The organism is Endozoicomonas sp. NE40 (assembly GCF_040549045.1).
Taxonomy (GTDB): domain Bacteria; phylum Pseudomonadota; class Gammaproteobacteria; order Pseudomonadales; family Endozoicomonadaceae; genus Endozoicomonas_A; species Endozoicomonas_A lisbonensis.
Genome location: NZ_JBEWTB010000003.1, coordinates 1 through 19775, shown reverse-complemented (window position 1 = coordinate 19775; position 19775 = coordinate 1). Strand labels below are relative to the sequence as shown.

The 19775-nt window shown below is 48.7% G+C and carries 34 protein-coding genes; 28 read left to right on the top strand and 6 right to left on the bottom strand.

All coding sequences use genetic code 11. The features are described from left to right. Positions 1-43 precede the first annotated feature (43 nt). A complete protein-coding gene (locus V5J35_RS23885; protein ID WP_354011470.1) occupies positions 44-469 on the top strand; it encodes a hypothetical protein in 426 nt (141 codons plus the stop codon). A gap of 62 nt (positions 470-531) precedes the next feature. Here V5J35_RS23885 and V5J35_RS23880 read toward each other — a convergent pair whose 3' ends face one another. Continuing rightward, entirely contained in the window at positions 532-768 is a 237-nt protein-coding gene (locus V5J35_RS23880; protein WP_354011471.1) for a hypothetical protein, read from the bottom strand. Positions 769-920: 152 nt separating this feature from the next. On the opposite strand from V5J35_RS23880, the gene V5J35_RS23875 reads away from it, so the two are divergent. Next, positions 921-1535 carry a hypothetical protein gene (locus tag V5J35_RS23875; protein WP_354016536.1) on the top strand — a complete coding sequence of 205 codons (615 nt, stop codon included), beginning with the start codon at positions 921-923 and terminating at the stop codon, positions 1533-1535. Between the two features lie 21 nt (positions 1536-1556). Here V5J35_RS23875 and V5J35_RS23870 read toward each other — a convergent pair whose 3' ends face one another. From V5J35_RS23870 to parM, 3 genes are all read right to left on the bottom strand, one after another. Next, positions 1557-1907 (bottom strand): hypothetical protein, encoded by a 351-nt coding sequence (locus tag V5J35_RS23870; RefSeq protein WP_354011473.1) that lies wholly within the window; start codon positions 1905-1907, stop codon positions 1557-1559. Between the two features lie 75 nt (positions 1908-1982). Continuing rightward, the gene (locus tag V5J35_RS23865; protein WP_354011474.1) at positions 1983-2435 is read right to left on the bottom strand and encodes a hypothetical protein; all 453 of its coding nucleotides are present in this window, start codon (positions 2433-2435) and stop codon (positions 1983-1985) included. 12 nt (positions 2436-2447) lie between these two features. Beyond that, positions 2448-3530 carry a ParM/StbA family protein gene (gene parM, locus V5J35_RS23860; RefSeq protein WP_354011475.1) on the bottom strand — a complete coding sequence of 361 codons (1083 nt, stop codon included), beginning with the start codon at positions 3528-3530 and terminating at the stop codon, positions 2448-2450. A 295-nt stretch (positions 3531-3825) separates the two neighbouring features. On the opposite strand from parM, the gene V5J35_RS23855 reads away from it, so the two are divergent. Genes V5J35_RS23855 through V5J35_RS23835 form a run of 5 tightly spaced genes read left to right on the top strand, consistent with a single transcriptional unit; the run spans position 3826 to position 7733 of the window. Further along, on the top strand, positions 3826-5526 hold the full coding sequence (locus V5J35_RS23855; RefSeq protein WP_354011476.1) for a portal protein: 1701 nt from the start codon (positions 3826-3828) through the stop codon (positions 5524-5526). After that, positions 5519-6553 carry a hypothetical protein gene (locus V5J35_RS23850; protein WP_354011477.1) on the top strand — a complete coding sequence of 345 codons (1035 nt, stop codon included), beginning with the start codon at positions 5519-5521 and terminating at the stop codon, positions 6551-6553. The genes V5J35_RS23855 and V5J35_RS23850 overlap by 8 nt, the downstream gene beginning before the upstream one ends. Then, positions 6553-6756 (top strand): hypothetical protein, encoded by a 204-nt coding sequence (locus tag V5J35_RS23845; RefSeq protein ID WP_354011478.1) that lies wholly within the window; start codon positions 6553-6555, stop codon positions 6754-6756. Before V5J35_RS23850 ends, V5J35_RS23845 begins: the two co-directional genes overlap by 1 nt. Then, on the top strand, positions 6746-7105 hold the full coding sequence (locus V5J35_RS23840; RefSeq protein WP_354011479.1) for an NAD(+)--rifampin ADP-ribosyltransferase: 360 nt from the start codon (positions 6746-6748) through the stop codon (positions 7103-7105). Before V5J35_RS23845 ends, V5J35_RS23840 begins: the two co-directional genes overlap by 11 nt. Beyond that, on the top strand, positions 7086-7733 hold the full coding sequence (locus V5J35_RS23835) for a hypothetical protein (protein WP_354011480.1): 648 nt from the start codon (positions 7086-7088) through the stop codon (positions 7731-7733). Before V5J35_RS23840 ends, V5J35_RS23835 begins: the two co-directional genes overlap by 20 nt. 94 nt (positions 7734-7827) lie before the next feature. Here V5J35_RS23835 and V5J35_RS23830 read toward each other — a convergent pair whose 3' ends face one another. Further along, positions 7828-8769 carry a RecT family recombinase gene (locus V5J35_RS23830; RefSeq protein WP_354011481.1) on the bottom strand — a complete coding sequence of 314 codons (942 nt, stop codon included), beginning with the start codon at positions 8767-8769 and terminating at the stop codon, positions 7828-7830. A gap of 267 nt (positions 8770-9036) precedes the next feature. Here V5J35_RS23830 and V5J35_RS23825 point away from each other — a divergent pair, with 267 nt between their 5' ends. From V5J35_RS23825 to V5J35_RS23770, 12 genes are all read left to right on the top strand, one after another. After that, a complete protein-coding gene (locus V5J35_RS23825) occupies positions 9037-9294 on the top strand; it encodes an Arc family DNA-binding protein (RefSeq protein ID WP_354016535.1) in 258 nt (85 codons plus the stop codon). A 593-nt stretch (positions 9295-9887) separates the two neighbouring features. Continuing rightward, on the top strand, positions 9888-10313 hold the full coding sequence (locus V5J35_RS23820) for a hypothetical protein (protein WP_354011483.1): 426 nt from the start codon (positions 9888-9890) through the stop codon (positions 10311-10313). 11 nt (positions 10314-10324) lie between these two features. Next, on the top strand, positions 10325-11266 hold the full coding sequence (rdgC, locus tag V5J35_RS23815) for a recombination-associated protein RdgC (protein WP_354011484.1): 942 nt from the start codon (positions 10325-10327) through the stop codon (positions 11264-11266). 308 nt (positions 11267-11574) lie between these two features. Beyond that, the gene (locus V5J35_RS23810; protein ID WP_354011485.1) at positions 11575-11961 is read left to right on the top strand and encodes a helix-turn-helix domain-containing protein; all 387 of its coding nucleotides are present in this window, start codon (positions 11575-11577) and stop codon (positions 11959-11961) included. Continuing rightward, positions 11936-12310, top strand: a complete 375-nt coding sequence (locus V5J35_RS23805) for a hypothetical protein (RefSeq protein ID WP_354011486.1) — start codon at positions 11936-11938, stop codon at positions 12308-12310. Before V5J35_RS23810 ends, V5J35_RS23805 begins: the two co-directional genes overlap by 26 nt. Positions 12311-12361: 51 nt before the next feature. Next, complete coding sequence (locus V5J35_RS23800) at positions 12362-12583, top strand: zinc finger domain-containing protein (RefSeq protein ID WP_354011487.1); 222 nt, start codon at positions 12362-12364, stop codon at positions 12581-12583. Beyond that, positions 12571-12843: a hypothetical protein gene (locus V5J35_RS23795; RefSeq protein WP_354011488.1), complete on the top strand. Its 273-nt coding sequence runs from the start codon at positions 12571-12573 to the stop codon at positions 12841-12843. The genes V5J35_RS23800 and V5J35_RS23795 overlap by 13 nt, the downstream gene beginning before the upstream one ends. Continuing rightward, positions 12840-13265, top strand: a complete 426-nt coding sequence (locus V5J35_RS23790; protein WP_354011489.1) for a hypothetical protein — start codon at positions 12840-12842, stop codon at positions 13263-13265. The genes V5J35_RS23795 and V5J35_RS23790 overlap by 4 nt, the downstream gene beginning before the upstream one ends. Positions 13266-13271: 6 nt before the next feature. Beyond that, the gene (locus V5J35_RS23785; RefSeq protein WP_354011490.1) at positions 13272-13742 is read left to right on the top strand and encodes a hypothetical protein; all 471 of its coding nucleotides are present in this window, start codon (positions 13272-13274) and stop codon (positions 13740-13742) included. Beyond that, the gene (locus tag V5J35_RS23780; protein ID WP_354011491.1) at positions 13742-13978 is read left to right on the top strand and encodes a hypothetical protein; all 237 of its coding nucleotides are present in this window, start codon (positions 13742-13744) and stop codon (positions 13976-13978) included. The genes V5J35_RS23785 and V5J35_RS23780 overlap by 1 nt, the downstream gene beginning before the upstream one ends. 4 nt (positions 13979-13982) lie before the next feature. Further along, positions 13983-14288 carry a hypothetical protein gene (locus V5J35_RS23775; protein ID WP_354011492.1) on the top strand — a complete coding sequence of 102 codons (306 nt, stop codon included), beginning with the start codon at positions 13983-13985 and terminating at the stop codon, positions 14286-14288. 1 nt (position 14289) lies between these two features. After that, positions 14290-14532 (top strand): hypothetical protein, encoded by a 243-nt coding sequence (locus V5J35_RS23770; protein ID WP_354011493.1) that lies wholly within the window; start codon positions 14290-14292, stop codon positions 14530-14532. Between the two features lie 19 nt (positions 14533-14551). Here the strand turns inward: V5J35_RS23770 and V5J35_RS23765 are convergent, their stop codons facing one another. Then, positions 14552-14725 carry a hypothetical protein gene (locus V5J35_RS23765; protein WP_354011494.1) on the bottom strand — a complete coding sequence of 58 codons (174 nt, stop codon included), beginning with the start codon at positions 14723-14725 and terminating at the stop codon, positions 14552-14554. A gap of 71 nt (positions 14726-14796) precedes the next feature. On the opposite strand from V5J35_RS23765, the gene V5J35_RS23760 reads away from it, so the two are divergent. From V5J35_RS23760 to V5J35_RS23720, 9 genes are all read left to right on the top strand, one after another. After that, positions 14797-14979, top strand: coding sequence for a hypothetical protein (locus tag V5J35_RS23760; protein WP_354016534.1), 183 nt, complete (start codon positions 14797-14799; stop codon positions 14977-14979). Next, on the top strand, positions 14972-15391 hold the full coding sequence (locus V5J35_RS23755) for a single-stranded DNA-binding protein (protein ID WP_354011496.1): 420 nt from the start codon (positions 14972-14974) through the stop codon (positions 15389-15391). Before V5J35_RS23760 ends, V5J35_RS23755 begins: the two co-directional genes overlap by 8 nt. 388 nt (positions 15392-15779) lie before the next feature. Further along, positions 15780-16034 carry a hypothetical protein gene (locus tag V5J35_RS23750; RefSeq protein WP_354011498.1) on the top strand — a complete coding sequence of 85 codons (255 nt, stop codon included), beginning with the start codon at positions 15780-15782 and terminating at the stop codon, positions 16032-16034. Positions 16035-16047: 13 nt separating this feature from the next. Next, complete coding sequence (locus V5J35_RS23745; RefSeq protein WP_354011499.1) at positions 16048-16737, top strand: hypothetical protein; 690 nt, start codon at positions 16048-16050, stop codon at positions 16735-16737. Positions 16738-16758: 21 nt separating this feature from the next. After that, entirely contained in the window at positions 16759-17199 is a 441-nt protein-coding gene (locus tag V5J35_RS23740; RefSeq protein WP_354011500.1) for a phiTE_072 family protein, read from the top strand. A gap of 31 nt (positions 17200-17230) precedes the next feature. Further along, positions 17231-18355 (top strand): hypothetical protein, encoded by a 1125-nt coding sequence (locus V5J35_RS23735; RefSeq protein ID WP_354011501.1) that lies wholly within the window; start codon positions 17231-17233, stop codon positions 18353-18355. A gap of 4 nt (positions 18356-18359) precedes the next feature. Continuing rightward, positions 18360-18866 (top strand): 3'-5' exonuclease, encoded by a 507-nt coding sequence (locus tag V5J35_RS23730; protein ID WP_354011502.1) that lies wholly within the window; start codon positions 18360-18362, stop codon positions 18864-18866. Then, positions 18859-19149 (top strand): hypothetical protein, encoded by a 291-nt coding sequence (locus tag V5J35_RS23725; RefSeq protein WP_354011503.1) that lies wholly within the window; start codon positions 18859-18861, stop codon positions 19147-19149. The genes V5J35_RS23730 and V5J35_RS23725 overlap by 8 nt, the downstream gene beginning before the upstream one ends. Before the next feature lie 59 nt (positions 19150-19208). Beyond that, positions 19209-19634, top strand: a complete 426-nt coding sequence (locus V5J35_RS23720) for a hypothetical protein (RefSeq protein ID WP_354011504.1) — start codon at positions 19209-19211, stop codon at positions 19632-19634. The last annotated feature ends 141 nt before the right edge of the window (positions 19635-19775 follow it).

The following is a 19775-nucleotide window of genomic DNA, read 5'->3' as shown; positions in this document are numbered from 1 at the left end:
CAATAATCCCCGGGAGCAATCTCGGGGGTTTAAAGGATTTTTTATGATGTATCAAAAACCAGAAAAAGCGCAGCTACAGGCGTTAGTCGAAGAGGGAATGGACGGTCAGACGGTCGATGCCTGGCGTCAAACCTTCCTGAATACGATTGCTCAGCTAATCAAAGCAGACCCGAAAAAATACCGGTCATACGGCGTGTACTGGTGGTTAATCAAGCCCCAGTTACTAGCCGATGAAAACAATGTTTCCAGCTTTGGGGATACGGTTGATAGTGACTGGTTAGAAAAAATGAGCTACGACAACCCGGCTCTGGACTTGGCCGCCGCCTTTGTTTACTCCCGAAGCCGTTGGGATACCGGGTTACAGGATTCGAATGTTCACTGGCTGGTGGACGAAGAGGGCGACTCCGAGAAGGTCTGTGTCGAAGACCCGGATATGGAGGCAAAGCTGCAGGTTAAGTCGGTAGTCTGAATTCAATACAGCGGCCCCAACACTAATGGGGCTGTGTTACTTTCTACAAGCTGACCACGGTTTCATGGGTGCTCAGAGCAGCATCCATCACCGTCAATACTTCCGGGGGCGTAAGTCGGCAGAAATTCATCGTCACCGACTTCTATTTCATAGCCCACATCTTCACAACAGCCACACTGTTCCCTGCCATCCTGGAAAGCGTGTTTCTCGCAGTAGTAATGACCATACCCGGCAAAATCATGATAGTAATCGACTTCAATATGGGTAGCTGGCTCGCCACAAACCTGACATTCACACATAGCGCATAGTCCTGATTCAAACGGGCGATTGTATAAGCCGGTCTGTTGTGGAAAGTCGGTTTAATCACCGTACAGACCGGAAACCTTGTTAGTACTTACGGTATCGGGCAATATTGGCATTGAAGTACTACTATTCAAGGATGGACAAGACGATGCCTTTCCTGCTGCCGGATGGATACTCTGAGGAGCTGTTTGAACACCTCTACGATCCGGAACAGAACCACGAAGAATACCAGCGCATTAACGCTCTGACGGGGGAAAACCTGTTATCCCATGTGGCGTTTAAGCTGACCAGTCAGCACCATGAGCTGAAGCTGGTTCGTGCGCCGGAGTGTCAGTATGAGTTGCTGATTGCTTTGCTGGATCATGAATCTGAAACCATCCTGTACTCCAACACCATTGACAAGGTAGAGCTGGACATACCGAACGATGGCCGCCCGGTACGGCAGATTATGATTTGGCGTGATATCGAAACCAATGCCGGTGACGATAGCCATGGTCTTGTCGAAACCGTCTTTTTTGATTTCCTGATTGAGCAATACAATATTGTTGTCAGTGACTCAGAGCAGACCAGGGAAGGCCGGAGAATGTGGCGCAAGCTGATATCTATGGCGATCAGTAAAGGGCTTGAAGCTGGCCGAATCGACCAGACAAAGCACAGTTACGACCTGATCCGTAACCGCTCGGAGCTTAATGAGGCGGCTAAGTGGCTGTGGGGTGAGGACGATATTCACCGTGACCGTCTGGCTGTCATCATGAAACTGTGAATTTTTTGAGGTGTACCATGGTCAATCACCGTGGTACACCCGTCCCTGACCATCCGATTTATAAACCCCGGGGTCATGAGCCGCCAATGACCGTATACGATCCATCTTATCCTTCAGCTCTTTAAACTGCTTCTCTTGCGTCTGTAGCTTCTTTTCGGCTTTGTCCGCTTTCGCTTTGTAGTAAATCTCAGCCTTTTTAAGCAACCGAACAGCGTCATTGTCATCCAGTGCCGTGCCGTCTGGATTGGTGTACCCAACCATAAGGCAGTCAGGACAGACAACATCGCCAAGACTGCCCCTGATGGTTCCGCTGGTATTACATTTAGCGCATTTGACCGGCTGGCGTTGGGATGGTTTGAGTATCTGAGCCATGGGAATTCAACAGGTAAAAAAAACCGACTCAGAATAATCGGAGCCGGCCATGTGGGAACTAAAATAGAATTTTGGTCAGGTGGTAAAGGATGCGATCTGTGACACGTCGATTTCTACCTCTTCAGTCGCCGGGGTAGGAGGCGCAACCTTTATCGCCTTTACTGTGGGTGCAGGCTCTTCAGTCGTTACCGCAGCCTTAACAACAGGCTTTTCAACCGCTTCAACAGGCGGTGCTGGTGGAATGTCACGCCAGGGCGTATTTTCCATTAAACGACAAATGTATTCTGCTTTTTCCTTCGGGCTTAACCCTTCCAGCAGACCGGCCGAATCATGAGAGATCAGCGTACCGACCAGCCCATGACCCAACTCCGATAGGATCATGCCGGCCTGTATCCATTCCCTCATGAGTACCGTAGGCTCTCCGTACTTTCCTTGTTCAGCCCTCTGCATAAGCTGTGCCGCCCTTTTTTCAGTAGCACTGTGATTGCTACGCAGGGTGATGGTTTTCTGGTAAGAGGTAGTACTCATGATCATTCAGTCTCAGGCTGTTTCAGTCGATTGCTCAGTGGGGGTTTTAGCCTTCTGGGCTAACTGGAACAGTTCGGATTTCATTATGCCTTTAGCGACATAAAATTCGGCGTCTTCAGGCAGAATCACGTTAGCCCGACTACCACTATTAGCATATTCGTCTGACAGGGATTGTCCGAACAATGCAGCGCCACCACCCACAAGAACAATGTAATCCAGGCTCATAGAGTCTTTTTCAAACTTGTCCATTGCGGCGACCAGTTTGGTCTGGATTGGCCTTACAGCCTCCTTGATGATGGCTTGCACGTCCTGGTTACGGAAACGTCCGGTACGCAGCAGGTTTTCCATCTGCACATCGTTGATGGTTTTAACGTCCTTGATCTTGCTCGGGAGCAGTTCACGAATGCGATCAATCACGTTGAACACGCCAACATCTTCCGTCTTACGACTGGTGGGGTGTCCCTTGCCGTTGATCATGGCGATATCGGTGGTTGTGCCGCCAATATCCACAATGAGGACGCTGGTGGCCTGGTACTTTTCAGCGTCAACTGTCAGATCATCCTTAAACAGCAGGTTAAACCAGGCAGAAATAGACTCGGGAGCCACCCGGCAGTCTGTAATTTTTGCCGCTGGAATGCTGTTCACGTTGGCGATTTCGCCCATCAGGTTCTTTTTCTTTTCGTCGATGCGGCTGTCATCACGGCGGCCCTGACCATTGTGAATGAAAAACTGGCTCAGCGGTAACGTGCAGACCACTTCTACCGGTTTGCCCTCAAAGCCAGCCTGACGCAGTGCCTCATGTACCAGCGCCCGGTTGGCATGGCTAACCTGATACCGCTCGGTGTTGGTGTCAACACGGTCAAGCACGCTTTCAAAGTCAAAGACAAAGTAATTAACGTCAGTGCCTTCGTTGTTCTTGATCAGGTAATTGGAGTCGTGCGGGTTGCCCAGGAAGTCGTTTCCTTCCTGTTGGTCGTTCACGTTTGAGGGGATGACTTTCGTCTGTATTTTCCCGTCTGCATCTTGCCAGCAAACCTTAACCTGACGTGACCCTTCATCAACCACGACGAGCTGAGCGGCTTGTTTGTTAGCCATTTTTTAAAATCTCCTATTTAACTAAAACATCACAAGCATGATGTTTATCGACACATTAAACCATTGTCTTAGTAAAAACAAACTTAAAAATATCATTAATAAATTTATTTACATCATAAAGTCATCATGAACTTATCAAGTTTATACTAAGTTTCATTATTTATAAGTTTTATAAAGTTTTTAAACACGTTTTAACATTGAAAAATGATGTACTTTTGATGCCCGTTAAAAATTTTATTTAAAGGATATCCCGACCCAAGCCCCCGACAATGCCCTTAATTTTTAGGGTGTCGGCATGGCAAAAACGAAAACGGAAGAGCAAAAAAACGGCAGTCCAGGCATTAAGCCCGGATTGCTGGGACGACTGTTTAGCGGCTGGAAAAAAGAAGACCCGGAATCAGCGGCGGGTCTGCCAGAGGGTAGCAGCTCACACGGATCAATCACGCCATTCCTGCCCGGAGGTCGTCCGGATAACGATGATGTCCACTCTGCCAGTGGCCTGATCATGGAGCTGGGTGCGTTCATTCACGAAAGCCCGACGTTCCGACAGCTTGCCTACGACCTGCTTTCGTACATGAGTCATGACAGCACCATTGATTCAGCGATCAAGATGCACCTGTCTCACGCTCTGTCAGCAAAGACTGATACCGGTGAGATCATATTCATCGAAAGTGTATCCGATGCTGATGATCCCATCGTCGAAGACCTGCGCAACACCTTCAAAGACCTGGTGAACAACAATATCCAGCGTTGGGCCTACCAGGCAGCACTTTACGGTGTCAGTTACATTCGACCCTACGTTAAGCAGGGCGAGGGGGTAGTCCACGTCCGGCACGACTACTACACGCATCCATCCCACGTTAAAGAGTTTGAGCGAGCCGGTCAGCTGATTGGGTACACCTGCGAACACCAGCGCTCGGTAGAGAAGCGGGGCAACATCAAACTTATGGAACCATGGAAGTTTATTGGTTTCAAAATCCCGCAATACGCTGTTGCCGATAAAACCGAACCCATGCGCCTGAATGGCGAGCTGTTTGACATAGACGACGATGAGTTTATGTCAGAGTCGCCTGTCGAAACACAAGATTACGGCTCCAGTCTTGTATTACGTGCGTACAGTCCGTGGATAGACCTGCAAGAGGCGTTAATCGCAATAAACGCCGCCCGTCGTAATTCAAGTAAGAAAGAACGTTTTGTCGGCGTCAATATCGGCAAAGACAACCCGAAAAAAGCGGCGCAATATTTCAACGCCATCGCAGACCAGTTCAAGCGCACAACACAGGATCGTGCCGCACAAGCACTGCGCAAAGGCTACATAAGCACCACTGATACAAAAATGTATCCCATTGCCAGTACCGGCAGTGGCCGCCTTGAAATACACACCGAAGACAGCACCGTCGATATCACCGCAATAGCCGATATTGAATACCACACCAGTCGTCTATGTGCCGCTCTTGGCGTTGATAAATCACTGATGGGCTACACGCAAGATATGTCCGGTGGCCTCGGCGAAGGCGGTTTTTTCCGGGTCAGTATCCTTGCAGCCATCAAAGCCAACCTTATCCGTACCGCCATGCTGGAAGGGCTGGACAAACTATTCAAAGTTCACGTCGCCGCTAAACACGGCAAGGTTTACCCGGACGGGGAAAAGCCCTGGCGCATCATGTTTAACAGCCTGAACAGCGCCATCGAACGAGAAGAAGCAGACGCCAGGGAATCCCGTATCAATTTTGCGTCATCTGTCGCCGGTCTGATTCAACTACTGGACCAGGAACTACAGACCGTTAACAAGCCCGAATTCTTCAATTGGATATTTACTGACCTGATGAAAGTCGATGAAGAAAAATTCAAGGCCATGATCAATGCCAACAAAGCGAATACTGAAGGCAATGACGACTATGACGACCCCTTAATGGACTCGGCTCTTGGGGAGGGAGACGAAAAGATTAAACAACTGATTTATAAGTGCATCGCAGAGGTTTTTGAAAATGAGTAAGGCACTGGAAACAATTAGCTGCACGTTCAATATATTCGACAATGGACGTGTAGCATCAGGCATTGACCGGGGCTATATCCTGGACAACATCAAAAAGGCGGTAAACAGTGACTTTACTCAGGAGCGCATAAAGCTGCGTGAGGCTGTTGGCTATGTCGGTCATGGTCTGCGATCCCTCGCCGGTAAACTCGACCTTGGCGAGGTTGAATCGGTCAATCTGGGTGGTGGACAAAAAGCCGTCGTTAAAGCGATCCCGGCGTGCGTCACCACAGACCTGACCATCGATGACGAGGGTAACATCAGCCACACTCAGGAGGTTCTGGACAACGAGGAAGGCAAAACCCTGCTTGGTCTGCACAAAAGCCGTGTCGGCGGTTTCTCCTGGGCAAGTAATGGCGCCAAAGGTATCGGTCGTACCCTGGTCGATAAGATTTTCGGCTTTGACTATGTGACCAACCCTAATTTTATTCAGAACCGTGGCTATGTGCTGGACTCTGCCGATGGCGATGGCGTCTCTGAGGCTATGATTCTCGACAACATGACATCGTGCGGCCTGGAGCCGGAAGCCGCTCAGGAACGCTTGCAAAGCTGGTGGTCATCAACCGCCCTGGAATTGTCTGATTATCAGGATGAAATCTCCAGCATTGAGGCTGAGCTGATTCAACAACGAAAACTTAACCGGGAATTACAGGACCAGGTGCAGGCGATCCACGACAGCGCCGACCGTCGTGACGATATGCTGCGAGAATTTGCCGTAAAGAGCAGCCTGGCGTTTGACGCTGAAAAACTGATTAGCCTGGCAAGGGCTGAAAAACCGGAAGATATGAACGGCTTTAAGGCTGTGCTGGATTCTGCCTCGGGTATGGATCGTGCTGTAACTCAGCTGTTTGGCGATGGTCAGACACACACGGTCAACGACGACCAGGTATGGAAGAAAGAGCGGGAGTACAAACGACAGAAAATGTCTAAAAACATCGACCCGGTTTATGGCTCCATGGATAGCGTGCCAGAACTGTCCGCCTACTGATGAAGTTCATCAAAAAAGATCAGTACTATGCCCGTTCAGAGTGTGGCCGGTTTCAATTATCGGTCGCTCGCCTGGCGGGTAAAGTCACGTATTCAGCCTGGGACTTGAAAGTCGCCAGTAAGAAAAGTATTGCGCTGGTGGCCGGTGTTTCTCTGGCCGCTGCAAAGAAAGCCTGTATGGAGGTAATGGACGTTGAGCAATAAAGTTTATTGGCACGGTGGCAAAGGTGGCATGAAGCCGGGACAGATGATTTTGCCGCCGTCGATTACCGGCGCAAAGCACATGGGCGAGTTTGGCAACCACCACCATGATGCGAACCAGGTTTACGTCACGACCCAGTACGGTGCAGCACTGATGTACGCCAGTGGTGTGAAAAAGGGCGATGTGTATGAAGTGGAACCCATTGGGGAGCTGCGTACAGACCCGGACTGTGAGCATCACGAACTCAGCTTCTCATGCGACAAGGCCCGTATAGTGAGACGCTACAAGCTCAGTGAAAATACCCGTAAAGCAGCCAGGGATATCTTGTGTGATGGATTCACAAACGAATGAGCGTGCAACACTGGGACGGGTAAAACACGCTTTAAAACAGCCCTGCGGCAAGCTGAAAATAGAAGTCATCGTTTACCCGGGTTTTTCGGTGTCTCCCGGTGAAGAAATTGCCGTTGCCAAACTGGAAGCACCACCCATTTACGGCCAGCTGGCAAAAGCCCTGTACCAGAGCGGTGTTATGCAACTGCCAACAGTGGCCGCCGCTCTGGGTCATGACGATGACTATCAGGCATGGACCAGGCTACAGGCCTGCATCGTTACCAAGCAGGAACCGGTAGAGTATGCCCACGTTAGACGGGCGTATAACAGTGGCATCGGCTATAAACCGCTGTTTTCCGGCGTTCCCCTGGCGTCTGAAGTACACCGCAAACAGCACCAGAACGGTGAGCTGTCCTGCCTGCTGCACTACGGCAAAAGAGTCACTACGGTCACGGAAGCAAGGGAGTGGTTTGATAAGGCCGCCGCTCATAACCTGCGCCGGTGGACGTGGGAAAAACTGCGTGATGCGATTGGTGTCACCAGTATGCGGGAAGCCAACCCAGTCAGGGTAATGGAATGGTTTGACCGGAACGGCCTGAGTGCGGCCGTTCCGAAACCGTACCGAAGTGCGGTTGATGCGCTGAATTAAGCCACTTCAGCGTAAGCGTAGCGATTTTGTGCCTCTTTCCTTGACCGGTAAGGGATTGGCTTCATTTCGCTTAAATGTGACAGAGAGCCTTTCATCATTTCCTTAAAGTGACGACGTTGGTAGTTGCAGAAGTTTGCTGTAAGTCTGTTGGTGTTAAACATGAGTCATTGAGCCCATTTTGCACCAGGTTATTCCATTGCGTTTTTGCAGGACTAGCGGCGTCGTGGGCTAACCTGGCTGGTGAATCGTTCGATACAATGGAATCTGACACAGCGCCAACGTCCGGCACTCTTAAAAAATTTTTTACCTGTCCGTGGTTAATCAGTTGGTGGAGGGAATTAACCTGAAGGTTGTTGCGGGGTTTGGGCCATGTTTTGAAAGCACGCTTGATGACGGATTTTTTATCCATTTCGCCCTGCCATGTATCCCTGACAGAGCTGTGTGACATACTGGCGATAATGTCCAGTTCCTCACGATTCATGACGGTGGTTATGTATTTATCGCCGGGCAATACGGCGACACAGTAAACACCGACACATTTCCCCCGGGTGGGTGAAAACGGATTACCCTGATGAACAGGAGGCTTTAGAGCCCCCTGGTACACAAACGAGCCGGTTTGAATGTCCTCCTCGTAGACCTGCTCAGCGGCGCAATACTCAATAACGCCGGCCTCCTTGGCTAAATTAATCATTCCCTGCCAACTCAGCTCCAGGCAGCATTCAAGAATCCGTTTCTTTTTGTTCCAGCGTGGAACCAGATAAGCCTGTTTTAGTACAGGGTTAAGCGATAAGCCTACGGCGGCCACTGACACTATCGCATTGCGGATAGAATCCGGGGTGCATTGGTACAGGCAGTACCGGGCATTCCGCTGATCCCTGGGGTTGCTGATATCCCCCGGAACGCTTGCCCTGATCAGCTCTCTGGCAAAGTGTGCCTCTTCGCTAAATGTGACCAGCTTTTGAGCTAACGCTATTTCGTTAAATTGTTGTTTAGCGTCTCGTAACGCCTGTATGCAGGGCGAAATAATAGACCCCATGAGTACACCTATCTTGGCTGTCGCTTCAGGGGTATAATAAATTTTACAAATAAATTTTACAAATAAATTTTACAAATAAATTCTAAGTTAAGCCCTTAAAACAAAAGGTTTTTCATTTATTATTGTTGCGGTTAAAGCGGTAATATTTCAGCCTGAATTGTCTGGTAGACCTTACCAGATCATGCAGGCGTATACATACAGTATGTATACCTTAAATTCGTAGTAAGTCTGGACAATGGAGACTCGTATTATTTGCAAGAAACTATTATGTCCCGTCACTGGCCCACCCTGACTCTGCGATTAACGCAGGATGTTATTGATCAAATGCAGGAAAGTGCTACACGCAACAGGCGATCCATTAACTCTGAATATCTGTCCCGGTTGGAATCGTCACTCTTTGATGAACCTGAGCTGTTACTTGAGGTGAAGGAACTCAGGAAGCTGGTGGATGAGCAGAAAGATCAGCTTCAGAGCATGAGTGAACAGCTGGAAAGGTTGACCGAGCTACTGGTTAACCTTTCCTGACCATTGCCGCCCTGGTCCGTAGTGGCATCTATAGCCCACTGGAACGAAACTGTACGTTAGTGGATTTGAGGGATAGTGCCACTCTACTGCAAGCCACGGAAATAAAGGCATAGAGCAGGATGTTATATCCAGCGTCGCATTCTCAGGCTCCACAAATTCAAAACATCGTAGACACCTGAAAATGGGCTGGAATGCTGCCTATTTAATCGCTTTCGGGTAGTTAATAGACAGTTTTTCTCCAAATCGACTTAGTGGACACGCCTTAACGTACAATTCCGTTCCAGTGGGCTTCAGATGCCGTAGTTGACGACAAAAAGGGCGGCAAACGTTACGGCAACCGAGTAACCACCCCGTAGAACCTGAAGGCTAACACCTATCGAAAAACATCATATACTTATCGGAAATAAGTTCGTTCAGTATGCGCTATTGATATACGTGTAACATCAACAGTTTAAGGAAAGCCTGACAAGGAAGTATCCTGTATCTCGTTAATTAAATACGACTGTTCAACAGTATTTAATCAATCCAAACCGTTTAATTCTTTGAGTGATTATTATCGCTGTTGCATAGTTGCGTCTTGCGGAGGGGAGGGTATGAAAGTCCGTAATATTCAATTGGGGTTTCGTATGCCGGGTTTTGTTGATGAAGATAAAGAGCGGGAAATTGCTGAGACGATTCTGAAAGGGGCGAAGGTTGTTGACACCTCAGCGGCATTTGCAATGGACTATATCCAGTGCAGAGAAGCCCTGCACCGTTACTGTAAGCGGCACAACCCCGAGGCGTACAGGTGGTTGACCGTCGAAGCGGCACACATTGATGAAAGCTCTCCGCATATAACCGTGTTACAGCAGCACAGTACGTTGTTTTTGCCTGGCGCAAGAAAAAAGACAAAAGATAAACGTTTGCTGGAAAAAGAAATTCAATCAGTTACCAACGTTCTGACGAATCAAAATTTAAACCTGAGAATTAAGCGCATTGAATTAGCGTTATTGAAACATGAGTTACAACACGGAATTTAAGAGTTAAGAAAATGCTGTTCAAAAACGCACGAATTTATTGCTTCCAGAAAGACTTTGATCTTCTGGCAATGGTTAAAGGTCTGAAAGAAAAGCGGTTCGTTGAGTGTAATGCTTTCGACCTGAAAAGCACCGGTTGGGTTCCACCCAGCAAGGCCAGTGAAAACTTTCTTGCTCTGCCGATCAGTAACGACGCCATTGTACTGTGTCTGCAGCACCAGGAACGCCCAATCAACAGCAAGGCAGTCAAACAGGAAGTGGCTCGCCGTGTGGCGGTGCTGGAACAAGAGCAGGACAGACAGATTTTCAGGGCTGAGAAGCAGCAAATCAGCGACGACGTGATGGCTGTAACGGCTCCCAACGTGCTACCGGTCACTACGCAGATTTACGGGCTGATTTTGCCAAACAAGGGCTTGCTGGTGGTCGCAGCCAGCAGCAACAAACAGGCAGATTTGTTTATCAAAACCTTGCGTCTGTCTTGTGGCTCTCTGCCGGTCGCTCTGCCGGTTACTAAGAGTCATCCTGAGCCGGTTATGACTAACTGGCTGACCATGCAAGCACCTGAGTCCATGATTTTAGGAAACAACTGTAAGCTGAACATCGACAACAGTGCTGTAACAGTAAAAAACGAGGACGTTACCAGCAGTGCCGTGATCGAGCATATAGAGTCTGGCATGAAAGTTTCAGAGCTTGAGCTTTTGATAATGCACAAATGCAGCTTTGTCCTGACCAGTGAGCTTTACATCAAGCGCATTCATCTGGACGACGTAGTGACAGAACCGGCATTAGAAGCTGAAACCACCGACGAGAGCTTTCATGCTGAAATGCTGATTAACGCCCAGGTCGTTGCAGAAATATTCGATAAGGTGTGCCTGTCGTTTAACGGGCTGGAAGGCCCGGCAGAACAACCGGTAAACGTTGACCAGATGACCGAGTACCAGCGGTCAAAAGATTGACACTTGTTTTTGATAGGAAAATGAATTTAGTGGTAGGCTAAAAGGGATTCGCTGAAGAAGCGGAAGAGTAACAAGCGATGTGCTGAGAAAATTTGGCGATTTGGTCAGCACACCGCCCCTTTTAACCTGAAGTTGATTGCTCAACTTCGTGGGTAGGGTTTTTTATGCCCTGCCTACACCCAGAAGGTATCTACTATGTTAGTTGATCACACCTCTGTAGGGCAACCATCGCCCACGCAAAAAACTACGAAAAAACCTGCTTTAAACCTGAATTGTTTAGAAAACAAACACTTACAGGAGGTGCAGTAATGTCCGTAGCAGCTACCAACTGGGCCTGGAATCAAGGTTTATCCGGTAATCTCCTGAATGTTTTGCTCTATCTGGCTGACCGTGCCGGTGATAACGGTCTGTCCTGGCATGGTCGTGAAAAGATCGCTGATAAGTGCGGTATTTCCGTTCGCACCGTTTCCCGACTAATCGCACGGCTCGAAGCAAAGAACCTGGTCGCCCGTTACAGGCGCTACAAACAGCGCAGCGATGACGATGAAACCAAGGTTCAAACATCAAACGTTGTTGTGGTCATGTTTGAGGGTCGTGAAGAGGACGATTCGGGCATGACAAATGAGGACTTGCGCTACAGCAAAAACAAGGATGTCGTGGTTGTCACCAGTGACACCCCCCCCTGTCACCACTGACAAGACCCCCTTGTCACCACTGACAAGGAAAACCAAAGATAGAAACCAAAGAAGAAACACTACTACAACTACTACTGAAAAAGACGTTCCCGCTGTTGAGACAGATTTTGCTGAATTTGCCTGGGCGTTATGTGAAACGATGAAGGAAATGCTGGACGACGAAGGCGGCTGGCTTCCAAAAGGTGTGGTGCGTCCGAAAACTTCATGGGTGAAGCGCAAAGCGGCAACACTGTTCAACAAATTTCCCAATCCCTGTCCGGAGGATTGTGCGGTGTTGTTGATTGGTGACTGGTCACGGCTGGTGGCTCCCAAAAAATCAAGTAGCCGATCCCTGAAGGCGGCGGCCTGACCATTTGAAATCCTGTTTACCTGACAGTTAGCAAATTACTGAGAGAGTCTTGTGTCCGATTTTTATTACCGGGTGAGTGTTGAGAGCAACCCGGGCTTTCTGAAAGCAGCCCGTACCTGTATGGGTTGTCGTGAGATTGTTGATTACGTGGGCGGCGGCGACAGCTTCCTGTGTGCCAGTTGTCACCAGCTACTCGCAAGCGGTTGGCTGAAAGAGCAGTTCAAAGCCAAAAAAACCGTAGCCAGGTTAGGAGAGCAGCAGTGCCAAAAGTAAGAGCCGGACGTTGCCCAACCTGCAAAGCCGTCCAGTCAGCCAAACATAACCCGAGCGAAATGTTCCTGTGTTCCGGTTGCAATGAGGTGTTACTGGTAAAGCCTGATTGTCAGCTGCAGATTGCCCCGACAAAAGCCGCTGAAGCGGCAGGGCTGATGAAAAAACTGTGTCGGTCCAGGGTAGCTACCCGGAATGCCAAGGTGGAGGCCAGCTTTGGCGCATGGGTACACAACGTTATGAGCAGGAGACTGCACGCATGAGCCCGTCAAAGCTGGGTAATGAGATACGGTCACTGGCTGGCAGGTTCGCCAATGTAACGGCTACCGAAGGCGACTCCGGCAAAGTGCGCACCGGAACCATATCCGGTCTGGAGCAAGCGGCCGATATGGCTGATGTTCACTATGAACAGGTTGAGTGCCTGTTTTACATGATCGGCCAATCCATCCAGTCCGAATCGCCGGAGCAGGCGGTAAAGGCTATCAGCGATGCCCTGACCGCCTACCAGACTGACAGTAAAGCATTTTGCTCCAAAGCGGGTGGATTGTTGCGTGACTGTCCGTTCATCGAAGTAAAGGGTAGCCAGAGACGCAGTGAATACGAACCCAGTGTCGTCCACTATGAATCGAAGTGTCAGAAATGCGGTGAGCGTCGTTTTCATACAAAAACGGAAACGATGCACTGAGGTCGTGTGAGATTAACGGAAGCAGAGTTCCAAAAACTGCGCCAGAGCAGCGTTTACTGCTACAGCAAGGGTAAGGCTCAGGAAAAGCCCAAAAACACGCTCAAACAGCTTTATTCTCCGTCTAAATTGGAATCAGCTATGGAGCAGCAGCTCAAAGCGTTAAAGATTCCACCACCAACGAAAGAATTACGGTTCCATCCTGTCAGAGGGTGGCGGTTCGATTTTGCCTGGGAAACGCAGAAAGTAGCCCTGGAAGTGGAGGGTGGTACATACCAGCACGGCAAATACAAAAACGGCGTAAAACAGAAATCACGGCACTTAACGCCAACAGGCTATAACGGTGACTGTCGCAAATATAACGCCGCTGCCGCTCAGGGCTGGCTGGTGGTCAAAGCGGACAGCAAGATGGTGAATAACGGTGAAGCACTGGACGATCTTGTGGCAGTGCTCAGGTACAGGGGTTTAGAGGTGAGTTAATGGGTTGTGTTTATGTTGAGTCCAGCAGAGTCCGGGCCATTGTCTGTGGCGTTAACAATCCGTTTTACCGGTTGCCACTAGCAGACGGAAGACGTGTGTTTATGGAGTGGCACAGCTACCTGGGGCCAACCTTCTACCACGACCGCCATCGGAGGCGGGAAATTGATGACTGGTGGGAAGACGAATTAATTAACGAAGCCCTTGAGTGGTTTCAAAACAGAGGTAACAGGGCATAACCGTATGTATGAGCTGTATCTGAAAACAAGACGAAGCAACATTCTGAACAACATAAACCTGGCAGGCTGCGTATTGATGGGGCTGTATACCTCGCTGGCCGTGGTGGGCATCGCAAAGCAGGATATTACCGATGTCACCGAGATTGGAGGTCAGCTGATTATGGGAGCTTTTTACCTGTTAGCAACGGTTGGCTTCTTCATGGCATTCCAGGAGCGCATTAAAGCCCGTCAAAACCTGAAAAAGACTTTAGAGGAGCTACCCAGTTTTGCACGACCTTCAAAAAAAGTTAAGAAAGCTAAAGATAATTAGCTTGCTGTTCGTCGTACTCGCCGCTGTGCTGGGTACGACAGTCATTCTGTTGCTGGTGGAGCTGTTTGTATTCATTGAAGTCGTCGGCCCAAAGGAGCAGGCAATCCGTTTCTGTCTTGCATTGTTGTATATCCCGACCCTGACCTATGCCGTGTTAATTTTCAGGCAGTCGTGGTCTGACTGGCGAGAATTTCAGCGGCAATTTATTGAGTTCTGCGAAGATGATCAGATCAGGCATCGTTAAATATTTTTCTTCAATGCGGTCAATCCTGTTTGTGAATAGGCTGGTGGCCGCATTGTGCGTGGTAAACAGCGCCCTGTATCTCAGGCTGATCTATACCGTAGTAACGGGTTGGCAAATGGGTAAGGTCGCTGGTGGCGTGCTGGCAATGACGGTCATTGTCGTGACTGGAGCCAACGCCATGATACTCGGACAAGTGCGAAAACAGTGTAAAGAGTTAAGTCGGTTAATTAAGGGAAAGTCTGAGTGTTAAGAGTTTTGAAATGGATGGCGGATAACAGTTGGCTCGGTTACTGCCTGTTTGTCCTGGCTTCTGTTGGCCTGTTTGCGACGGGAAGCGTTCCACTGTATCGCTATTGCCTTGCGGTGCTGGTGGTGTTTGCAGCGTACCTGACTACTTGCCGGGTTATGCGCCAGGTGTTTGCTGCCGGGGAGTCTGAAGATGGGTAGAGGCGTAAATAAGGTATTTCTGATTGGACATACCGGCAACGTACCAGAGCTGAGAGCGACGACCAACGGCACGCCGGTTATGAACTTCAACCTGGCAACGTCAGAAAGCTGGATCGATAAGCAGACGGGCAACCGGCAGGATCGTACTGAATGGCATCGGGTTGTTGTTATCGGGAAGCTGGCCGAGGTGTTGGCGCCGATGATCGGCAAGGGCTCTAAATTATACGTCGAGGGTAAGCTACAAACCCGGCAATGGAAGGATCAACAGGGCATGGATCGCTACACGACAGAGATTAATGCCAGGGATATCCAGTTGTTAGACCCGAACCCTAATCAGGCAGGCGGCTATCAGCAACAGGCAGCACCGCAACAATATGCGGACAAGAGTACAGAGGAATTCTGGGAGGGGTAGGAGTAATAGTTATTAATAATATTTACAAATATAATTTGTAAAATTTACTAATTTGGTTATAATGATTTTGCCTTTCGGGGAAATGAAGCGACTCACCCCCGAAAGGCAAGTGTAGAGAGGGATTGCCGTCCCGCATCTACGCATCACGAAGTAGAAAATAGGAGAAACCACCCGTGACAGTTATCAATTATAACCGAGTTCGTAACTTAAAGTTAAGTGAGCAGATTCCCGCAGAGCTGGTTCCCCATGTAAGAGAATACGCTTACATGACCTTCAAGGCGCACGCCCTGAAGTCAGTTTTAGGCTGGATTGACTCCAAAAGTTAAGAGCTAGTCATAGGGAGCCTGATTTTATAATCCGGCTCCTTTTTGCTTATGTGGAGGCAAATATGGCTACTAATGGCGAAGTCCTGAAAGTACTGATGCAAAAGCACCAGTTGGACAAATACAAAATATCAGAGATTTGCAGTGTAACCCCACCGGCCGTTGATACCTGGAGGAGTAGTAAACCAACCGATATGCCTGATGGTCTGTTGGATTTATTAGGTTACTGGCTGGTGTATACGCATCCAGATAAGCCCTATGGGCGATCAATGAATCGCTATCAAAAAGAGTTAGAGCAAATTCGAGCCAGTTTGTCGTGAGAGAGAGAATTAAATGATTGGACGTGAGGCCAGCGAAAAGGCCCGCTTTAAGTGTGAAGAGCATGGATATATGCCATTTGGCACACTGTTGACCGACCAGCATGATAACCGTCTGGTCATCGATAAGCCGGTTAGCGCAATTAGCAAGCACAACTACAACGAGTTGAGCCTGAAAGGTGACAATTTCAAACCCACCGGTCTGGTGCTATATCGTGCCAGAGACAGCCGATTTGTTGTCATTACCGCTGAAGCAGCAGTACACGAACTGTGGTCAGGAGAGTTTCACGCAGCGTATGACGTGTGGACAGCAAGCCGTGACGAATATTACAAGACAGTTATCGCTGAGTTTGTTCACTGCACTGAATCAAACAGCTATGCCGTCATGCTTCCTGATGATCGTAAAGTCGGTAATATCGTCCGTACCGAACTGGGCGAATGGCTATTCCAGCCTGAAGGCAATCCGTTATGTGACCGTTACCTGTTGCGAGCCATTGATAAAAAAATGTCAGAGCTGAGCGGAGAAAACTCTGACCTTGTACGCATGAAAGAGCGTGAAGCCCTTTATAACGATGTCCACTGGGCAGCCCGTACCCTGATCCGCTACCAGGGCATCCACAAAGAGCGCACTGCCGCCGCTCATAAGCAGCTTAAACAAGCTGTAGATACTCTGGACGAGCACAACAAAGCAAACTCTGTTGTGTAGAAGATATAAAGCAGTAGAGCTATGAAAATCACAGAAAGCAAAGTGACTAAAAGGTTACTCACCGATCTGGAACGGTTAGACCCGGTAACATTCATCACTGAGGATTTAGGCAATCAGCGAGGCAAGTTAACCGTTGATTGCTTCGGTGAGGCTTGGACTGCTTACTGGGGAGCAATGGGGTGTGATTCGGTTGCAGAATTTATCGATTCATGCGACCGCTACTATCTGGCAGGCAAGTTATCGAATATCGACAGCACGATTACTGATTATGAGCAGGTAGGTAAAAAAATAGGTGTTGGAATTAATCGTGAATCACTGCCATTTCTTGTTGATGAGTTGTTTATCGCTTATGGGGATGAATGGTGGGAAGAGCTACCAACCACTGATAACCCTGATTACGTTTATCTTTGCCGGATTGTGGACGCAGTTAAAGCAGCTGTAAAAATAGAACTTAGTCAATGAAGACAGATAAAAAATAGGAGTCATCACCAGAATGAAGTCGAGTAAACGCAAGCTGTATAACGTTTACAGCAGTGCTATTGATGAGGGTGTCTTAACCGTTAAAAAGCTCATGCCTGATCTGTTGAAAGGGCGTAAGACAGAAAAGGAAAAGCACATTACAGCCCTGTCCGTCATCTATCAGGCAATGTACCACGAAGCCAAAGATATCAGGGCTCTGTTAAGTGCTATTAATGCGGTTCAGGCTTTCAATGAGTACTGTTGGATTTATAGCCACGACCGCAATATCGTTTTTCCTGAAAGTGCTGATGCTCTGGATCGTTTATATCAGGCAAAGTATTCCGTGAAGAATGGGGATTTTATCCCGCAAGATAGCATGGAGTTCGTGTTAGCCACACCTAAAGGCTATTGCATTGATGGTTATGTAATGCCGTCCTGTTTGGTCAGTATCGGTAAGTTTACGCAGAATTATCAGACGTGGAGTGAGGTACTGGATAAGTCGATTGGCGTGAAGCTGGACAGCGACGGACTAAAGCCAGATCACACCATGGATGTCATAGTGACGGACAGCCTTGGCAACCGAAAGGGCATAACGGTTTATAAACCACAAACACGCTCCATCACCATTACTTACTCCACAACGATGACCATGCAGCTGACCTTTGAGCTGAACGACTTCATTCAAGCGGTGAGTGCGAAAAATGTTGATGAGTTTTTTGCGATAGCTTCATCTGGCGGCAATTTTTCATTGCAGCAACCACAACCCGGTCAGAAGAAGTCTGGCGTTCAAACCTTCGGCCTGACCGATCAAGAACTGGAACAGCAATACCGGCTGTTTAAGCTGGTGGCCGCTCTAATTATTTATACCGCAGCTGAACCGTCCGCCTTGAAAGCGGGATTCCCTTCACGGTATGCAAAATCAAAGGGCGAGCCAGTCATTCAGGGTAACTACTCTCCCAAAACGTTTGGGCTGGTGGGCAAACAACAATCCAGCCCCAAAGATCACATGCGGTCATTCCATTACCGACAGCTAACCCATGAACGCTATTACAAGGGTGAATACAAGGATATGACGCCAGGTTCCCGCATTGTCTTTGTGCGTGAATCGTTTGTTGGGAAGCAAGTCACACCGGAAACGCTGGTGCTTGAGGAAAGTTAGTAATATGACCGTCTACATCGACACTGAAACAACAGGCCTGAATCACAGTGATGAGGTTGTTGAGATTGCCATCATTGATGACCATCAAACCTTGCTGAACACACTGGTTAAACCGGTACGAGCAACAGCATGGCCGGAAGCTCAGGCTATACACGGCATATCGCCTAATGACGTTAAGGATGCTCCAGCATACGACGATATTCGGTCAAAAATACATGAGCTGGTGGCCGGTCATGATGTAATTATTTACAACGCCGGTTACGACAGCATGTTCCTGGAAGATGAGCTTAAAGCAGCAAAGAGTGTGCAGTGCTGTATGCTGAAATATTCTCGGCACTATGGCGAGTGGGATGACTATCGTGATGATTACCGTTGGCAAAAGCTGACCGCCGCCGCCCGTCATATTGGTTATCGCTGGGAAGGTACTGCACACAGGGCTCTTGCGGACACAATGGCAACCCGAGCTGTTTGGCAATATCTTGAATATCAGGACGGGCTAACCAGTGGCTAAAGATCACAATATTAATCTGGACGAGCTTCATAACCTCTTATACGACTCCGCTCCAATTGATGACATTCTGTGTGCCTACAACAAAGTAACAGCGCAGAGAGAGAAAAATGGAATCAGGCTCAAAGAAACTCAAAAGGAAATAGCTGTTTTGGAAGCTGAGGCGAAATGGCTTCGTGACAGTAATGCTGAATTTCCTGATTCAGTTGACGACCATGTAGAGCGCCAGATTGGCCGGATCGTCATAGCGCAATCATCCCGATCCGGCATCAATAATTTTATTTAAGAGCAAACCCACCACACTCCCCATCAAATAAGCCCTGATTCGAGATCAGTGGCTTATTTATGGACTTCCTTTCCCAACTACTTTCTTTACCGGCTACACCCGTCCAAATGACGGGCATGGGTGTGGCTATTGGTGTCGGCGTTTCCGGCTTCTGGACGCACATGACTAAACGACTAAAGCAGCCCATTGTGGAGGCTGAAGCCAGTCGCATCCGTGACGAATCGGCACTGTTAGCCGTCCAGCGACACAATGAAATTGCTTCCATGCTGCGTAAAGAGCTGGAAGAACAATTAGAAACCATCAAATCGTCATCACAACGCACCATTGAGAACCTTGAGAGCCGTATTAACGGGCTGGAATCTGTTATCCGTTCGCAGCGGGATCAGATAGCCAGTCTGGAGAGTCGCAACCAGACCCTTGAGAGTGATAACCGTGCGCTGAATGAACGTTATCAGCAGCTTTTAGACCGGATTAATCTGGGATAAGGAGTGGTTGTTGATGTCGGCTAAGAAAAAGCACTGGGATAAGGTGCTGGCGGAGTGTGCCAAGGCTATCAAAGTCAGTGGTCAGACTCCCCGGCAATGGTACGAACAGGCTTACCCGGGAGAACCCTGGCTAACTGCAAA

Coding starts and splice junctions, on each gene's coding strand:
- V5J35_RS23885 (WP_354011470.1), top strand. CDS start 44: ATGATGTATCAAAAACCAGAAAAAGCGCAGCTACAGGCGTTAGTCGAA.
- V5J35_RS23880 (WP_354011471.1), bottom strand. CDS start 768: ATGTGTGAATGTCAGGTTTGTGGCGAGCCAGCTACCCATATTGAAGTC.
- V5J35_RS23875 (WP_354016536.1), top strand. CDS start 921: ATGCCTTTCCTGCTGCCGGATGGATACTCTGAGGAGCTGTTTGAACAC.
- V5J35_RS23870 (WP_354011473.1), bottom strand. CDS start 1,907: ATGGCTCAGATACTCAAACCATCCCAACGCCAGCCGGTCAAATGCGCT.
- V5J35_RS23865 (WP_354011474.1), bottom strand. CDS start 2,435: ATGAGTACTACCTCTTACCAGAAAACCATCACCCTGCGTAGCAATCAC.
- parM (WP_354011475.1), bottom strand. CDS start 3,530: ATGGCTAACAAACAAGCCGCTCAGCTCGTCGTGGTTGATGAAGGGTCA.
- V5J35_RS23855 (WP_354011476.1), top strand. CDS start 3,826: ATGGCAAAAACGAAAACGGAAGAGCAAAAAAACGGCAGTCCAGGCATT.
- V5J35_RS23850 (WP_354011477.1), top strand. CDS start 5,519: ATGAGTAAGGCACTGGAAACAATTAGCTGCACGTTCAATATATTCGAC.
- V5J35_RS23845 (WP_354011478.1), top strand. CDS start 6,553: ATGAAGTTCATCAAAAAAGATCAGTACTATGCCCGTTCAGAGTGTGGC.
- V5J35_RS23835 (WP_354011480.1), top strand. CDS start 7,086: ATGGATTCACAAACGAATGAGCGTGCAACACTGGGACGGGTAAAACAC.
- V5J35_RS23830 (WP_354011481.1), bottom strand. CDS start 8,769: ATGGGGTCTATTATTTCGCCCTGCATACAGGCGTTACGAGACGCTAAA.
- V5J35_RS23825 (WP_354016535.1), top strand. CDS start 9,037: ATGTCCCGTCACTGGCCCACCCTGACTCTGCGATTAACGCAGGATGTT.
- V5J35_RS23820 (WP_354011483.1), top strand. CDS start 9,888: ATGAAAGTCCGTAATATTCAATTGGGGTTTCGTATGCCGGGTTTTGTT.
- rdgC (WP_354011484.1), top strand. CDS start 10,325: ATGCTGTTCAAAAACGCACGAATTTATTGCTTCCAGAAAGACTTTGAT.
- V5J35_RS23810 (WP_354011485.1), top strand. CDS start 11,575: ATGTCCGTAGCAGCTACCAACTGGGCCTGGAATCAAGGTTTATCCGGT.
- V5J35_RS23790 (WP_354011489.1), top strand. CDS start 12,840: ATGAGCCCGTCAAAGCTGGGTAATGAGATACGGTCACTGGCTGGCAGG.
- V5J35_RS23780 (WP_354011491.1), top strand. CDS start 13,742: ATGGGTTGTGTTTATGTTGAGTCCAGCAGAGTCCGGGCCATTGTCTGT.
- V5J35_RS23775 (WP_354011492.1), top strand. CDS start 13,983: ATGTATGAGCTGTATCTGAAAACAAGACGAAGCAACATTCTGAACAAC.
- V5J35_RS23760 (WP_354016534.1), top strand. CDS start 14,797: ATGGCGGATAACAGTTGGCTCGGTTACTGCCTGTTTGTCCTGGCTTCT.
- V5J35_RS23755 (WP_354011496.1), top strand. CDS start 14,972: ATGGGTAGAGGCGTAAATAAGGTATTTCTGATTGGACATACCGGCAAC.
- V5J35_RS23750 (WP_354011498.1), top strand. CDS start 15,780: ATGGCTACTAATGGCGAAGTCCTGAAAGTACTGATGCAAAAGCACCAG.
- V5J35_RS23745 (WP_354011499.1), top strand. CDS start 16,048: ATGATTGGACGTGAGGCCAGCGAAAAGGCCCGCTTTAAGTGTGAAGAG.
- V5J35_RS23740 (WP_354011500.1), top strand. CDS start 16,759: ATGAAAATCACAGAAAGCAAAGTGACTAAAAGGTTACTCACCGATCTG.
- V5J35_RS23735 (WP_354011501.1), top strand. CDS start 17,231: ATGAAGTCGAGTAAACGCAAGCTGTATAACGTTTACAGCAGTGCTATT.
- V5J35_RS23730 (WP_354011502.1), top strand. CDS start 18,360: ATGACCGTCTACATCGACACTGAAACAACAGGCCTGAATCACAGTGAT.
- V5J35_RS23720 (WP_354011504.1), top strand. CDS start 19,209: ATGGACTTCCTTTCCCAACTACTTTCTTTACCGGCTACACCCGTCCAA.